Source organism: Candidatus Nitrohelix vancouverensis (genome assembly GCA_015698305.1).
Classification (GTDB): domain Bacteria; phylum Nitrospinota; class Nitrospinia; order Nitrospinales; family VA-1; genus Nitrohelix; species Nitrohelix vancouverensis.
On record CP048620.1, the window covers coordinates 2,912,627 to 2,928,251 of the forward strand.

The 15,625-nt window shown below is 49.6% G+C and carries 15 protein-coding genes; 6 read left to right on the top strand and 9 right to left on the bottom strand.

The features are described 5' to 3' along the window. The first annotated feature begins 4 nt into the window (after positions 1-4). The 4 genes from G3M78_13480 to bcp all read left to right on the top strand — a co-directional run bounded on the left by G3M78_13480 (position 5) and on the right by bcp (position 3,281). Positions 5-568: a DUF1566 domain-containing protein gene (locus G3M78_13480; protein QPJ66351.1), complete on the top strand. Its 564-nt coding sequence runs from the start codon at positions 5-7 to the stop codon at positions 566-568. Positions 569-599: 31 nt separating this feature from the next. Next, entirely contained in the window at positions 600-2,219 is a 1,620-nt protein-coding gene (locus tag G3M78_13485; GenBank protein ID QPJ66352.1) for a tetratricopeptide repeat protein, read from the top strand. 254 nt (positions 2,220-2,473) lie between these two features. Continuing rightward, a complete protein-coding gene (locus G3M78_13490) occupies positions 2,474-2,800 on the top strand; it encodes a hypothetical protein (protein QPJ66353.1) in 327 nt (108 codons plus the stop codon). Next, the gene (bcp, locus tag G3M78_13495; GenBank protein QPJ66354.1) at positions 2,790-3,281 is read left to right on the top strand and encodes a thioredoxin-dependent thiol peroxidase; all 492 of its coding nucleotides are present in this window, start codon (positions 2,790-2,792) and stop codon (positions 3,279-3,281) included. The genes G3M78_13490 and bcp overlap by 11 nt, the downstream gene beginning before the upstream one ends. A gap of 24 nt (positions 3,282-3,305) precedes the next feature. On the opposite strand, the gene G3M78_13500 is transcribed toward bcp, so the two are convergent. After that, positions 3,306-4,706 carry a M24 family metallopeptidase gene (locus G3M78_13500; protein QPJ66355.1) on the bottom strand — a complete coding sequence of 467 codons (1,401 nt, stop codon included), beginning with the start codon at positions 4,704-4,706 and terminating at the stop codon, positions 3,306-3,308. A 178-nt stretch (positions 4,707-4,884) separates the two neighbouring features. Between G3M78_13500 and G3M78_13505 the strand changes: the two genes are divergently transcribed. Then, positions 4,885-5,523, top strand: a complete 639-nt coding sequence (locus G3M78_13505) for an SOS response-associated peptidase (GenBank protein ID QPJ66356.1) — start codon at positions 4,885-4,887, stop codon at positions 5,521-5,523. Here G3M78_13505 and G3M78_13510 read toward each other — a convergent pair. Genes G3M78_13510 through G3M78_13520 form a run of 3 tightly spaced genes read right to left on the bottom strand, consistent with a single transcriptional unit; the run spans position 5,520 to position 8,303 of the window. Then, on the bottom strand, positions 5,520-6,131 hold the full coding sequence (locus G3M78_13510) for a methyltransferase domain-containing protein (protein ID QPJ66357.1): 612 nt from the start codon (positions 6,129-6,131) through the stop codon (positions 5,520-5,522). The genes G3M78_13505 and G3M78_13510 overlap by 4 nt on opposite strands. 51 nt (positions 6,132-6,182) lie before the next feature. Continuing rightward, positions 6,183-7,109 (bottom strand): phosphoglycerate dehydrogenase, encoded by a 927-nt coding sequence (locus G3M78_13515; protein ID QPJ66358.1) that lies wholly within the window; start codon positions 7,107-7,109, stop codon positions 6,183-6,185. A gap of 3 nt (positions 7,110-7,112) precedes the next feature. Then, positions 7,113-8,303 (bottom strand): TraB/GumN family protein, encoded by a 1,191-nt coding sequence (locus G3M78_13520; GenBank protein ID QPJ66359.1) that lies wholly within the window; start codon positions 8,301-8,303, stop codon positions 7,113-7,115. Positions 8,304-8,515: 212 nt separating this feature from the next. Here G3M78_13520 and uvrB point away from each other — a divergent pair, with 212 nt between their 5' ends. Further along, a complete protein-coding gene (gene uvrB, locus G3M78_13525; protein ID QPJ66360.1) occupies positions 8,516-10,507 on the top strand; it encodes an excinuclease ABC subunit UvrB in 1,992 nt (663 codons plus the stop codon). Positions 10,508-10,514: 7 nt separating this feature from the next. On the opposite strand, the gene G3M78_13530 is transcribed toward uvrB, so the two are convergent. From G3M78_13530 to G3M78_13550, 5 genes are all read right to left on the bottom strand, one after another. Then, positions 10,515-11,168: a flagellar brake protein gene (locus G3M78_13530; GenBank protein ID QPJ66361.1), complete on the bottom strand. Its 654-nt coding sequence runs from the start codon at positions 11,166-11,168 to the stop codon at positions 10,515-10,517. 151 nt (positions 11,169-11,319) lie between these two features. Beyond that, the gene (mrdA, locus tag G3M78_13535; protein QPJ66362.1) at positions 11,320-13,197 is read right to left on the bottom strand and encodes a penicillin-binding protein 2; all 1,878 of its coding nucleotides are present in this window, start codon (positions 13,195-13,197) and stop codon (positions 11,320-11,322) included. Then, the gene (mreD, locus tag G3M78_13540; GenBank protein QPJ66363.1) at positions 13,194-13,706 is read right to left on the bottom strand and encodes a rod shape-determining protein MreD; all 513 of its coding nucleotides are present in this window, start codon (positions 13,704-13,706) and stop codon (positions 13,194-13,196) included. Before mreD ends, mrdA begins: the two co-directional genes overlap by 4 nt. A 13-nt stretch (positions 13,707-13,719) precedes the next feature. Beyond that, positions 13,720-14,541, bottom strand: coding sequence for a rod shape-determining protein MreC (mreC, locus tag G3M78_13545; GenBank protein ID QPJ66364.1), 822 nt, complete (start codon positions 14,539-14,541; stop codon positions 13,720-13,722). 3 nt (positions 14,542-14,544) lie between these two features. After that, positions 14,545-15,567, bottom strand: coding sequence for a rod shape-determining protein (locus G3M78_13550; GenBank protein ID QPJ66863.1), 1,023 nt, complete (start codon positions 15,565-15,567; stop codon positions 14,545-14,547). Positions 15,568-15,625: the final 58 nt, after the last annotated feature.

Here is a 15,625-nt window from a genome sequence, read left to right on the forward strand (position 1 = left end):
ATGCATGCTCAACTTCCAAACGGAGCGTTCTCCATTGATTGATTCATCCGCCATTTTTTGCAAACGTCTTGTCCTGATTCTGGCGTTGACCCTGTTGACAACCTTGCCCGCAACGCTTTGGGCGGTGCCCGTCCAGTCTGAAGACAAACGATTCACGGATCACCAGGACGGCTCCATCACCGATACGCAGACCGGGCTGATGTGGTTTAAAAACGACTCCTACCTGCAGATCGGCCATTGGCTCAGCTGGCTGGAGAGCATCATGTATATCAAACAAATGAACGACACCAGCTTTGCAGGGTACAGCGACTGGCGCATGCCGACTGTCGAAGAATTGAAAACGCTTTACGAACCGGAGAAAGTGAACAGCCAGCAGGCCGGAACCGAAATGATCATGTATTTTGATCCCATCTTCGGCAAGAACGGCTCCGGTTCGCTCTGGTCCTCCACATCCAACGGCGCCTACAACGCCTTTGGGGTCGTATTCAATACGGGAAAAGCTTTTAGCAGTAACAGGAGCAACAAGGCCCGCAAAGGGGTGCGCCCTGTCCGCAATCAAATCCAATAATTTTCAAGTCATTCACTACAGGAAATAACCAATGAAATATTTCTCAATCGTTTTCGGCGCCCTTCTTATTTCATGCGCCCTGTTCGCAACCCCTTCGCACGCGACCTTTCCAAACGCTGACATTTCGCAGTGGAATACCAAAGAGGTTCAGGAATTGGACGACCCCGACTATGCCAGCGCACGGGAACTCGTTCATCAAAAAAAATATCAGGAAGCGCTCGATCTGCTCAACACAAAGATCGAACATTATCCGCGAGAAGCCACCCCGGTATATCTCAAGGCCTCGACCCTGATAGAAATGGGGAAATACAAGGAAGCCTCGGTCGTATTAACGCAAGCGTACAAGATGGAGCAATACCATCCCGCCGCGCATTACACCTTTTGCCAGCTACACCGCGAAATGGGTAAGGGGGAATCGTCGCTCCGCTCCTGCGTCATCACGGCACAGCAACATCCCGACTCGGCGCAAGCCTTGTATGAATACTCCGTTACGCTGAATGCCCTGGGGCAAATGGAAAAGGCTAACACTCAATTACTGAAAGCCGAACAGCTCGATCCCGGCAACCCGGAGTACTCTTATCAGATCGGTTTGAATTACTCATACCTCAACGACAATGCACAGGCCGAACAAGCCTTTCTCAATGCCCTTAGAATAGATTCGAAACACCTCAATTCGCTTTATCAGATCGCCTACCTGTATGCCGCTCAGGGAAAATCAGAGCAAGCAATGTCCTACCTGAAACAGTTGCTGGATTCCAATGAAGTATTCCCAAAACAAGAATCAGCCGAACGACTTCTCGACTACATCAAAAAAGGGGAAACGAGCAAGCTGCCATTGAAAATCGTTCCTCATAATTATCATGTCGGTCGCTCCAAATCTTTTTACCAATCCAAGAAATACGGCCCCGCTCTCATTGAAATAGAAACTGCCGCACGACTCAGGCCCAATGATCCTTCCATCCTGGAAATTAAAATCGGCGTCAGCAGTTTCCTCCTGCGCCTCAAGGAAACGGAAGATACAATCAATCAATTACTCGAAGTGATTGGCAACAATCCGCAGATATCCGCGCGCAGTTTTCAGGAAATGGGAGACGTTCAATTGATGCGGGGCAATCTGGAAATGGCGAAAAAATTATATGAAAAAGCGAAAACTCTGGACGATCCTAATGGAATTTCCCGGATCAGTCTGGATGAGTTCCCGGATATGGACGCCAAACCCTTTCCAGAAAAACTTGAAAATGAATTGTTCATCGATCCTGCGGAAGCCTTGAATAAAAAAGGCGAAGTTTTTCTGTTTTACGGCATGTACGAGCGAGCGCTGGCCAATTTTTCCCTCGCCCTCAAAGTACAGCCCAATCATCTGTTCAGCATTTTGAATACGGCGACTGCCTACAAGAAAAGCGGGCAACGCAATCGCGCCATATCGATCCTTGAAGGCTTGCTGGTGTCGCAACCCAAACACGCCTACCTGTCCGCGCATTTATTATTACTGGGACAATGCTATTTTGAAGCGGGAAATTCAGCGAAAGGAATCACTCATATCGAAAATGCCATCGCCATCAGCCCTCAAATTCGGCAGTTGATTCAAGAAGACCCCGCTTACGAACAGATCAAGGAAAGCGCGGCCTTTAAGGATAAATTCCCTGAATAAAGGCATATGAATCAATTATCAATTGACTTTATTTATCTAACTTGATAGAGCTTAGAGAATAAAGTCTCTTTCCATCCCCCTTGCATGTTGGTCCCTAGTGGGAGGAGGCTCTTCCAAATTACATAAGGAGGCCTAAGGGAATGGTTAAAAAATTGAGCATCAGTTCATTTCGCAAAATAGTACTGTTCGGAATTTGTCTGACAATGTTAGCTATCCCCTTCCAGGCTTATGCGGACCAAATATGCAAAACTGGTTTGAAAAACCTACGCGGAGACAACGACCTCGTCCAATCGCGCGGCGGAATCTGGTCCTACATGGAAACGAATGGAATGAACGATTTTTCCATGGTTGGAATGCAAGCCGACGGGAAACTATCACGCCTGGTGTTCATTGTTGAAACCATGTGCAAGGAAGGTAAAACCCCGACTCCAGAGCTTATGAAAAGCGTCTCAGGTGTGATCGGTCAAGGTCGGGACATCATGAACATGAGTCCGGAGCGCAGTCCGCTGGATAAAATCATGGAAAGCATCAAGTCATTGAACGAAAACGCAGATAAACTGATCGCGAAAATTGACGGCTAAAAAAACAACATCTCAATCGCTCCTTCCCGAAGAGGGAACACAAGCTCCCGATTTCTGCGGACTGAATCAGAACGGTAAAGAAATCAAATTGAGTTCCTTTAAAGGAAAGAAGAACGTCGTCCTTTATTTTTACCCGAAGGACATGACTCCCGGTTGCACCACCGAAGCCTGCGACTTCAAAGACCAGTTCAAGGCCTTCAAAAACACGGTGATCCTGGGCGTGAGCGCGGATTCTCCAGAACGTCATTTGAAATTCATTGCGAAGTACGATTTGCCGTTTGACCTGATCTCCGATGAAGATAAAACGATTCTGAATCAATACGGCGTCTGGCAGGAAAAGAAACTTTACGGAAAAACCTTCATGGGCATTGTGCGCTCCACCTTCATCATCGACAAAAAAGGCATCCTTCGCAAGGTCTTCCCAAAGGTCAAAGTCAAAGGCCACAGCGACGCCGTACTCGAATCCCTCAAAGCTCTCTAAGCGCCCTCCCTCCAAGCGTTTCCGTCACTTTGCCATAATACGTTCGATCTCCTTGACGCTCTTGGGAATGTTTCTAGACAGATTAACGCAACCAACTTTTTGAATGAGCAGGTTGTCTTCCAAACGGATACCGATCGCCTCTTCGTACAATTTACCCTCCAGCCGAATCTTGAACTCCCCGTAGACCCCAGGCTCGTTACTGATCAGCCATCCCGACTTCATCGGTTGCGTCGCGTAATTGCGAAACGGATCGCCGTCATGCTCCTGTTCTCCGATCAAATGGCTCACACCGTGCGGGCGTTCGTTGTAGACAGTTTTGTACTTTCCGCCAGCTTTCTCAAAACGGTTTTTCAAGCCATCGTTCACCACGTCCCAGCAAAGATCATTGAGGCGAGAGATGGTTTCTCCTTCGGTCGCTCTTTTTTCCACTTCACGTTGCGCCTTCAATACAATCTCATACAACATTTTTTGAAGCGGATTGAATTTCCCAGAGGCTGGAACCGTACGCGAGATATCCGCATGCATGGTCATCCATCGCACGCCAAAATCGAGCAGAACCATTTCATCTTTTGAAAAGGCGTCGTCGTTTTTCATGTAATGTAAAACCGTCGCGTTCGGACCGGAGGCAATGATCGAGGGGAAACTCAAGCCGTAAGGCGACCCCATCGTCATCTGCCCTTCGATAAAACCCTGCACCTGATACTCGGTTTTGAATTTTTTGAAATTCTGAAGCGTCTCCTTGAACGCCTTCCCCGTTATCTCTTGCGCGCGCGCGGTGTTGGCCACATCATAACGATCCAAAGGCAATCGCAGATCGAAATGATTGTGCATGACATTTTTCAAAGCCGACGTCGCGTAGCCCCAGCCGCGCAACCAACCCGCCAGTTTCTGACGAAACACCCAATTATGATCGTTGGTGAAATTCCGAATCGAGCCGTTCACATTGCCTTCCATCCAGAAAGTTCCCAAACGCTTGCTTCTCTGTTTTTTCAAACGCTGTTGCAAGACTTCCTTGAAGGTATCGATATTCCGCACATCCTTGATGCCCGTCACCTTCTTCACTTCCGCAATGCTCCGATCATCACCCACGCCAAAACGCACGCCGTCCCAAAACTCCCGTGTTGGATCTTTACTTCCAATGAACAGGATTTCGTCCGACTCTTTTGATGTTGGGTCCAACAGCAAAATGACTTTGAACTGGTTGATGCCGGTCAAGTACATGACTGCCGGCTCCTGGTAGGTAGGACAGTGCGCATAGGACCACGATGTTTCCCCGCCGGGGCCATACGGCACTCCCGTTAAAACCATCAGGCAATTTTCACTCTGCATCAATGCTTCGCGTCGTTTTCTGAATCGTTTCTTCGCCTGCGGTCCGGCGCCGCCGTCTCGAAAAATTCCGGAATATGTATTCTTAGTATGAGCCATGTTTAAACTGCTTTCTCAATGAGGGATCGAATAAAATGAGTATCAGGGAAAATTTCAGATGGAATACTTCCCAAGCGCTCATGATAATATATAATTGCAAAAGAACAAAATCGACTCCTGATTTTCTCGGTGAAAATTCATGTGCGGAAGATATTCGCTGGCTAAAACAAAAAAGGATATGACGGATCATTTCTCCGTAGCCGCCGATACCCCGCAGAAAAAACGTTTTAATATTGCTCCGACTCAATACGCGCCTGTGGCGATAAGCTCTCAGGGACAACGGGCCTTGCAGGACATGCGCTGGGGGCTGGTGCCGAACTGGGCGCGAGACGCTTCCATAGCCCATAAGCTCATCAACGCCCGATCCGAAACAGCGCATGAAAAACCAAGTTTCAAAGAATCATTCAAACGACGACGCTGTCTGATTCCTACAGACGGATTTATCGAATGGCAGGGCGGGCAGAGTGTGAAACGCCCGCATCATATTTTTCTACCGGGTCGGGAGATTTTTTGTTTTGCAGGAATTTGGTCGCAGTGGGATTCGGGAGGAGAAACATTAATCACCTACAGTATTTTAACGCGCCCCGCCAATGAGCAATTACAAGCGCTTCACCATCGCATGCCCGTCGTTGTCCGGCCGGAAAATTATGACGAATGGATCGACCCCGATGCGCAGAGACCTGCTCTAAGTCAGATCATTGATCGTTCGGAAGATATACGCTTCACGATTCAGGAAATATCGACCCGGGTGAACTCCGCAAAGAACGACGATCCGGACTGCCTTCGCCCCGTTCCTGTCAACGCAAGCTTGTTTTAGCTGGACTTTTTTACGAGCAGAGCCGCCCATTCCTTGCCGCGTCTCTGCTCTGCGGAATGCGGCGTCTTCTCAAGAAATTCAATCTCAAACGCAGGCGAGAAAAATTTCAGGATATCCGTCTTCGGCGTATTGAAAGGCGGTCCGCCCTCTTCGCCGGTCTCGTAAAACAACCCCGCAATCTTTCCCTGCGGACTCAAAATCCGCAAAGCGGTTTCAATGTAGCGAGATCGATCTCTGGGGGCGATCGCGCAAAAAAATGTGTGCTCGATCAACAGATCGTATTTGCCGTTATGCGACGCATCCAGTTCAAAAAAATTTTCCAACAGCGCCCGACCTTTTAAATTCTTTTTCGCAATGACATCAGACAGATGATTCACTGCGCCCGAACTGAAATCAACTCCGGTGACATGAAATCCCTTCTCCATGAGAAACACCGCCTCATGTCCGCGACCACAGCCGGGGATCAGAGTCGCGCCGGGCTTCAGCCATTGATCCTGCCACATCCTGACGATGGGCGGCGCAGGTTCGCCCAGATCCCACCTGAGATCGTTTTCGTCGTAATGTTTCTGCCAATCCGCCTGTTCGTATTCGCTTGTTGAATCAGTCATAAAATTTAATCGAGCGCTTGAGTAAGGTTTCTAATCACAAACGTGCGCATATCAGGGTTTGAAAAAATCGATCAGCCGCTGGATTGGAGCGCGCCCCATAGCCAGCACGGCTTCTTCCGCATTGCCGCCGATATGCGGCGTCCCTGTAAAATGTTTCAAGTTTAGAAATTCATTATCCACAGGAGGTTCCGGATCGAAAACATCAAGCGCGGCTCCAGCAATGCCAGAATCCATCAGGGCCCGTTTGAGCGCCGCCGCATCCACCACTTCTCCCCGGCATGTATTGATGAGATAGGCCGTCGGCTTCATACGATTCAAAAAATTCGCATCCACCATGCCCAGGGTCAATTCCGTCAATGGAACATGCAAGGTGACAATATCGGATTCGCTCGCGAGTCGATTCAGATCAATTTGTTCTGCGCCCCAGCGCTTGCAGACCGCATCTTTGGATACGATATCGCATATCAGAATGCGGCATGAGAAGGGGGCCAGTAGCTCAATCAGGCGTTCGCCAACATGACCGCAACCGACAATCCCGACCGTTTTTCCCTGCAGTTGTCGCCCCCCATCCTTACGCCAGACCCCGGCTTTTAAATCAAAGCCGGTAGAATACATATTGTGCATCAAACCAATCATGAAGCCCAGAGTCAGCTCCGCCACCGATTGACGATTCACCCCCGCATCCCACTTGAACGCAACGCCGCAGGATTCCAGATCCGCTTGATTGATCGTGTCCAGACCCACGCCATACTTGGCGATGATTTTCAGACGCGGCAGACGTTTCACAATGCCCGCGTCGATACGGTCTCTGCCAATGATGGCGCCCTCCGCATCTTCGAGGAAGGAGACCAGTTCCTCTTCCGTCAGGTAACGGCCCTTATCATTGAATCGGGCATGAGGAAAGACCTCCAGCAATTCTTCTCTCAATACTTTGGACTTACAGAAGGCGGGAGGCGTCACTCCAATTCGCGGAGACACCCCTCAACCCCATATCTGCGTAACGATGGACGCTCCGGCGACATAGGTGCCGATCGCCGAACCCGTGTTGGCGCAAAAGAAAATAAGAAAGACACGCAGAACGCCGTTGCTCCGCCAGCCGGATAAATGCGACAGGTCCGTTCTGAGCAATTCAAAATCAGAGACCTTGGGCTTGCGAATCCACGACTCCACCAGCCCCACCACCATGCCCGCGCCGACGGTCGGATTCAACGAGGTCAAGGGCGCCGCAAAGAAAGCGGTAAGAACCGATATCGGATGCGCCAGGGCGATGGCCGCTCCCAGTGCACTCAGTCCTCCGTTGACCAACACCCAGGTGCCGATGATCTGCCAACCCAGTTCAGGCGACTTTTGATAGCCCACATAAAAGAAACTCAAAACGATCAGGCAGATCGCCCAACCAAAATAATAACCGCCTCGTCCTGGAGGCGGTCTGAAGTCAAGTGATGCGAACTCTTCCGCTTGCGGCGGCGAATTGAAGGCGGGCAACATGCCATAGAGGTGACCCGCGCCGACTACGGCGAGAATGTTTTTTGGCGCGTCGGCGGACTCGGCGAGTTGAACCAGTTTGCCGACCATGAAACGGTCGCGTTCGTCGATCAGCACTTCCTTCACTTGCGGCAGTTCGTCGCTGAATTCCTCGACAACGGAATGCAACATATCGCCCTCTTTCAAACTTTCTATCTGGGCTTCGTCGATTTCTTCGCCCACGAACAGGCCGGTGACAAGGCCCATGAAAATCTTCATCTTCTGCCAGAGCGACACCTTGGAAAGCAATCGTCGCAAGGTCGTCGAGACATCCCGGTCGATCAATTCAAGGCGGGTGTTTTTTTCACCGGCAAGATCGATCGCGCGAATCATCTCCTGCCCTGGCTCCACGCCGAGTTTTTCCGCAAGGCGCTTCTGGTACGCCGCCATGGCGAGATTGACCAATAACAACGAAGCCTTGCCCTGCTTGAAGACCTGAAAAATATCCATATCCTTCCAGGCGTTCTTATCGCGGATTTTTTCGAAGCGAGGGGTGCACAATTCGACGGCGACGCAGTCAAAACGGTCGGATTCGATCATCTCCTCAACCAGGTCGACGCTCTTCTGAGACACATGCGCGGTGCCAACCAGGGTGATTTTGGAGCCTTTGTATTCAACTTCCTTAACGATGTCCTGATTCTCTTCCACTAAGAACTCTTTTCATTATTCGGTTGAGCCACGATTGGACAATTCACATTGTTTCTTTGCATCGGCTAAGTTATTTTATAGAGGGTACAAAAGATTTTAATTATAAAAGCATTCGACGTTTACAGGCAAATTCATTTTAGGGTCGGCATTTAAAGCCTGTTGAGCGTTTTTTTGATATTTCGTTGATATAAAAATCCTCGTTCCAAAGATTCATGCAACCTTTCAAACTTGTATCGCAGTTCAGCCCGGCGGGAGACCAGCCCGAGGCCATCGCGAAGTTGGTCGAAAACCTCAATGCAGAGCGTAGCGCCCAGACTTTGCTTGGCGTCACCGGATCGGGAAAAACCTACACCCTCGCCAACGTGATTCAGGAAGTGCAGAAACCAACGCTGGTTCTGGCTCACAACAAAACTCTGGCGGGGCAACTGTATGAAGAATTCAAACAGTTTTTCCCCGACAACGCCGTCGGCTATTTCGTCAGCTATTACGATTATTATCAGCCCGAAGCCTATGTGCCCACGTCAGACACTTTCATAGAGAAAGACGCCTCCGTCAACGATGAGATTGACAAGATGCGGCATTCAGCGACCCACAGCCTGTTTGAGCGAAAAGACGTGATCATTGTCGCCAGCGTCTCCTGCATCTACGGTCTGGGTTCGCCGGAAGCCTACCACGGCATGCTTCTCTTCATGGAAACCGGCATGCAGATGTCGAGGGATCAGGTGCTGGAAAAACTCGTCTCCATCCAGTACAAGCGCAACGATATCGATTTTCAGCGCGGAACCTTCCGCGCTCGCGGCGACGTTGTCGATGTGCTGCCGGTCTACGAACGCAACGAAGCCATTCGAATCGAATTCTTTGGCGACGATATTGATCGCATCTACAGCTTCGATCCGCTCACACAAAAAACAATTTGCGAACTGGACCGCATCGCCATCTACCCCGCAAGCCATTATGTGACGCCGGAAGAGCCGCTCAAGCAGGCCATTCAGTCGATCAAGGAAGAATTGATCGAGCGCATCAGTTATTTTGAAAGCCAGAATCAACTGATCGAAGCCCAGCGAATCGACCAGCGAACCATGTTCGACCTGGAAATGATAAGGGAAATGGGCTATTGCCAGGGCATCGAAAATTATTCCCGTTACCTGACGGGAAGGCAACCCGGCGAACCGCCGCCCACCCTGCTCGATTATTTCCCCGACGATTCCCTGTTTATCATTGACGAAAGCCATGTGACGCTCCCCCAATTGCGCGGCATGTACAAAGGCGACCGGGCGCGCAAAGAAAATCTGGTCAATTACGGCTTCCGTTTGCCTTCGGCGTTTGACAATCGCCCTTTGCAATTTGAAGAATTCGCCCAGCATATCCGCCATGTGGTTTACGCTTCTGCTACGCCGTCGGAATACGAGATCACTTCATCAAAGAAAAATGTTGTGGAACTGATCGTTCGCCCGACGGGTCTGGTCGATCCGCCCATATCCATTCGCCCCATCCACGGTCAGGTGGACGATCTCTACCATGAAATCCTTGAGCGCGCCGCCAAAGGGGAACGCACTCTCGTCACCACGCTCACGAAGCGTTTTTCAGAGGATTTGGCGGAACATTTCACAGAAGCCGGACTCAAGGTCAAGTATCTGCACTCCGACATCATCACACTGGAGCGAGCCCAAATCATTCGTGAATTACGCCTGGGAGAATTCGACGCGCTCATTGGGATCAATTTATTGAGAGAAGGTCTCGACATCCCGGAAGTATCGCTCGTCGCCATACTGGACGCCGATAAGGAAGGATTTCTAAGGTCCACATCGTCGCTGATCCAGACTTCCGGTCGCGCGGCGCGCAATCTGGCGGGAAGCGTCATCATGTACGCGGACACAATCACTCAATCCATGCAACGCGCCATTAATGAAATGGAACGCCGCAGAACCATTCAACTCGCCTACAACAAAGAGCACAATATCGAACCGGCATCCATCATCAAATCCATACAAAGCTCCATGCTGTCCAAAGACCTCTCCCCTGAAATTCCGATGGTCGCAGAAGAGGAGGATGAGTATCTCGCTTCGAGCAATTTACCGCAATGGATCAAAAAGCTGGAAAAGCAGATGCATGCATCGGCTAAAAATCTTGAGTTTGAGCGCGCCGCCGAGTTGAGGGATAAAATTCAGAAATTACGCGAGCGCGATTTAAAAATCGTGGGTTGAGGATTTTTCAACTCGTGAATCGAGGCCCTGTCCGGCGATCCGGCTGGACCCGGCTTTCCAGAAGTTTCCTGATCACGTCGCTGTTTTCTGGAGAGGGGTTGATAAAACGAATCCCGGTGACATAGGATTCGCTTTCATTTCTTGGGTTTTTTCTCACATTACAAACGTTGCACAACATCTTCGTGACAGTCCCCTGTGGAAAGGTGATGTTGACGATGATATTGGTTTTCTTTGTAAGAGGTTTGGAGTGCGTCAGCAAGGCTCCCCCCATACTCACGTCGCGAACATAACCCCGTTCCTCCACCGCCTCCTTGGCGCCATCAAACACATAAGTGAAGGGGAAGCTGGTACGAAACCTTTCGTTTTTTCTTAAATTGAAGATGTCGTGCGTTTTGGGATACTCGATCAACATGGCCAGCGCCTGATTGAATGAATAGACCACGCTGGACTTGAAACTGACCATCTTCCCTTCACGAATATAATTGATGTTACAACCGGTCTGAGGAGCCACGCGCACGTTCTCTCCGTTAACGGATGGAAGATCGATCACCACAAAACGGTTGATCGCCCAACCCCGAATATAAACGTCGTAACTTTCTCCTCGGATATGCGCGATCACTTTGCGACCGATATCCAGCGGTAAGGTTTGGTGAGTAGCCATGGCCCCGTTGATAAACCGAAAATGATATATTGTGAAAACGATACGCCCACTATCATTTCCCCAATAAAATCAGTTAGTTGTTAAATGTGTTTCTTTGAAAATACGACAGGTTGAGTGAAATTTCAACTCAAATATGACGATAAATAGAAAACTAATTGGGGTTGGAAATGGACACAGGGAGCGTTTGGCGAGCAACCACAGGGTACAATTTAAAATAATGATTCAATACTTTTTTGGCGATGGGGGCCGCCGTCGCGCCGCCATGACCTCCATGTTCGACGAGGACCGCAACGGCAATATCTGGATCCGCATAAGGAGCGAAGGCCGCAAACCAGGCATGATCGCGAAACTGATACGGAATCTCCTCTTCCGGCTCAGCATCGTCTGATTTCATTCGAACAACCTGAGCGGTTCCCGTCTTTCCAGAAACCAGAATGTTTTTCAATCGAGAACGCTGTCCAGTCCCATGCGCCTCGTTCACAACGCCGCGCAAAGCTTCAAGAACCGCCTTCAACGATTCTTCGGAGAAAACAACAGAAGAGGACTGTTGCGGGGGGAATTCCTTGACTAGTTTCCCATTGGGCGTTTCGATTTTTTTAACCAGATGCGGTTTCAGCATGATGCCCTTGTTCGCGACAACCGACATCAACATGGCCTGTTGCAACGGCGTGACTAAATTAAAGCCCTGCCCGATCGAAGCCGAGATGGTTTCTCCCGGCAACCAGGACTCCCCTCGCGCCCTTTTTTTCCATGAAGTCGTTGGAACCAGGCCCTGTTTTTCTCCGCGCAGGGCGATGCCAGTCTCCTTACCCATGCCAAGCATTTCGGCGTATTGAGCGATCTTGTCCACGCCAAGTCGATAGCCCAGAGTGTAAAAATAAACATCGCAGGACTGGACAAGCGCATCGTGCAAATTGACCTTGCCATGCCCGCCTTTCTTCCAGCAACGATAACGCCCTTTTCCCAACCGGAAATGCCCAGGACAGTAGATGGTCGATTGCGTATCAATCACCTTTTCCTCCAGAGCCGCAAGCGCAACAATTATCTTATGCGTCGAACCCGGTGGATACTGCCCGTTGATTGTCCGGTTTTGAAGTGGATGAAATTTATCCAGAATCAATTCGTTCCAACGCTTTCTGGAAATTCCGGCGGCGAACAAGTTGGGATCGAACGAAGGACGACTGACCATTGCCAGAATCTCTCCGGTTTTAACTTTCACCGCGACCAGAGCGCCCTTGAAAGGTTCGCCGGGCTTTCCCTGCAAAGCCTCTTCCGCTATCTGTTGCAAACGCACATCCAATGTCAGCGTCAAGATATCCCCTCCCACAGGAGGAAGTTTTTTCAACACAGACAACTCCCGCCCAGAAACATCCACTTCTACCTGTTTGAAACCTTTCTGGCCGCGAAGTCGGTGTTCGTACACGCTTTCAATCCCATCCTTACCAATCAAATCGCCCATCTGGTAATGCCCCTCTTCCACCTTGTCCAATCGCACCTTGGAGATTTCACCGAGGTAACCAAAAACGTGAGAAGCCATTTCACCGAAACGGTAACTACGGAGGGGTTCCGCCTGGATTTTAATACCCGGTAGTCGCATCTTGTTTTCCTCAACAAACGCAACTTCTTCGCGCGCAACATCCGCCTTGATCAAAACATTTTTAAAAGAACGCGCTTTTTTAATCCCCTGGCGCACCGACTCTTCATCGAATTCAATGCGCTCCTCCAGTAAATCCAGAGTCGGCTCGAAATCCCCCGCGTCTTCCGGGGTGATGTATAAATTAAACGACGGACGGACGCCGACAAGCAGTTCTCCATTGCGATCGCGAAACTCACCGCGAAACGGAGACAGGGAGTTCATCCGAACGCGATTGTTTTCAGACAACTCCTTGAAGTTCTCGCCTTTCAATATTTGCAGATACCAGATCCTCATCCACAAACAAAGAAACGCCATCACAACCAGGATCACAAAAAAACGGATTTTCTTTTTCAGGCTATCCGTCGCATCTGTGTTGTAGCGATAAAGGGTCATAGAGCCGTCGCGTTTTTATCCAGCAGGTTCTTTAACCAACGTTGTTTGAATGCGTCCATCATATGAAAGAGAAAAGGCCCTAGTAGCGCGTTGTAAAGGCCGTAGCCCAGCACCGGCGTGATGACAAATTCTCCGCTTGAACTTTTCAAGAGCGCGTAATGGATCCAGTAAATGATCAGTCCGTCAAATAGCGACGCGAAAAAAATAAAGAAACAAATGGGAATCACGCCTTCGACCATAATTTTATCTTTCACACGGTCAAAAGCAAATCCCAGCAAGGATTTGGACAATGTGTTTGCCCCCAACAAACCGCCAGAAAAACAATCCTGAACAAAGCCCAGAAGCAAACCCATTGTCGCCCCGCCATGACCGCGCACATGAATTCCGCAATAAACCACGACGATGAGAGCTAAATCGAATGTGACGCCGGTGAATTCAACAAGAGGGATGAGCGTAGTTTGTATGGAAAATAAAATCAGGACTAAAAAAAAGAGAATCAAAGAAAGCATAAAAATCTTTTGATTAAGGCAAGAGAACCATCACTTCTTCCAAGCGCACCAGGTCTGCGGCTGGAACAAGCCGAATACTTTTAAACAGGTCCTGCTTGCTATGCGTGACTTTAGCTACTTTGCCAACGATCAAACCTTTAGGAAATATACCGCCCAAACCCGACGAAATGACAATATCGTCCACCTTCACTTCAGAGGTCAGCGGTACATATTTCATATCGCACAACTTGCTCCCGGCTCCAGCGACGACTCCGGGGTCTCTCGAATTTTGAAAAATCGCGTCGACAGAACTCCGACTGTCGGTTATCAGCAAAACTTTTGAAGAAACCGGCCCCGCCTGAATGATATGACCGATGATGCCCTGATCTGTAACCACCGCCATCTTTTCTCGAATTCCGTCCCGAGATCCTTTATCAATGAAAACCATCTTGGACCATTGTGAAGCATCCCGTCCGATCACGTTCGCCAGTTGCGTCTTGTAATTATTTGAGTCGCTGAAAGAAACCAGTTTTTCTACGCGTTCATTTTTTTTGATTTTTTCAAGGAGTTGATTTTTTTCCCAGGTCAGGCGATCGATCTCTTTATGAAGATTCTCGTTTTCAATTGAGACGCCGACAAGAAAAAAATAATGCGCAAACATGTTGGAGATGGCGTCGACCCCGTCGGTGATCACGGTTTGAATGGGTTGAATCAGAAGGAGGGCAAAAGATTCCGGCCAAGTCAGACTCTCGCCTTTCTTGGCGGTCGCCGTCATCAAGGCAAACGAAAAAAGCAGTAGAAATGCAAGGAGAGCCAGAGTTCGTCGTTTGCCTTTAATTTCCCTGTCGGGCAACATTCGCTATAAAGTGACTTTTTTGAGGAGTTTGGGATCGTTCAACACATAACCTGCGCCGAGGGCCACTGCGGACAAAGGATCTTCAGCAAGCGTGATGGGCAAACCAGTGGCTTCCCTCAACAACACATCCAGACCTTTGATCAATGAGCCGCCGCCTGCGACGACCACGCCCTTATCGACAATATCTGCGGCCAGTTCCGGAGGCGTTCGTTCCAGAGCGATTTTGACCGCTTCGACAATAGAACCGAAGGTTTCGGCGAGCGCTTCGCGCACTTCTTCATCGGACACCACCAGCGTTTTGGGTATTCCAGCAACCAGATCGCGGCCCTTGACCTCCATCGTAATGCGTTTTTCCAGGGGGTAAGCTGAACCGATATGAATTTTAACCTCTTCCGCCGTTCGACTGCCGATCAATAAATTGTATTTGCGTTTGATGTAGTTGACAATCGCTTCATCCATTTCATCTCCGGCGATGCGAATGGATTTACTATAAACAATACCCGACATGGAAATGATCGCCACTTCCGTCGTGCCGCCTCCGATGTCGATGATCATGTTGCCGGACGGCTCCTGCACCGGAAGCTCCACGCCAATAGCCGCCGCCATCGGTTCTTCTATAAGAAAGACTTCCCGAGCGCCCGCCGATAAGGTGGAGTCGCGCACTGCGCGCTTTTCGACCTGCGTGATTCCCGAAGGAACCGCAACCACCACTCGCGGTCGCACCAAAGTTTTTCGATTGTTATGAACTTTTCGGATGAAATGAGCGATCATCTTCTCGGTCACTTCAAAATGAGCGATCACGCCATCCTTCATCGGGCGAATCGCTTCGATATTTCCCGGGGCGCGCCCCAACATCTGCTTGGCTTCCGATCCCACCGCCTGAACGGTTTTTGTATGGTTGTTCATCGCCACAACCGAGGGTTCTCTGAGCACGATGCCCTGCCCTTTGACATTCACCAGGGTATTGGCTGTACCCAAATCTATAGCAAGATCATTTGAAAAAAGACCCCAGAAAAAATTCACGATGAGAAATTCCTTATCTTGGGAAGGGAGGGAAATGGATGAATGTAACCCATTGTTTTTT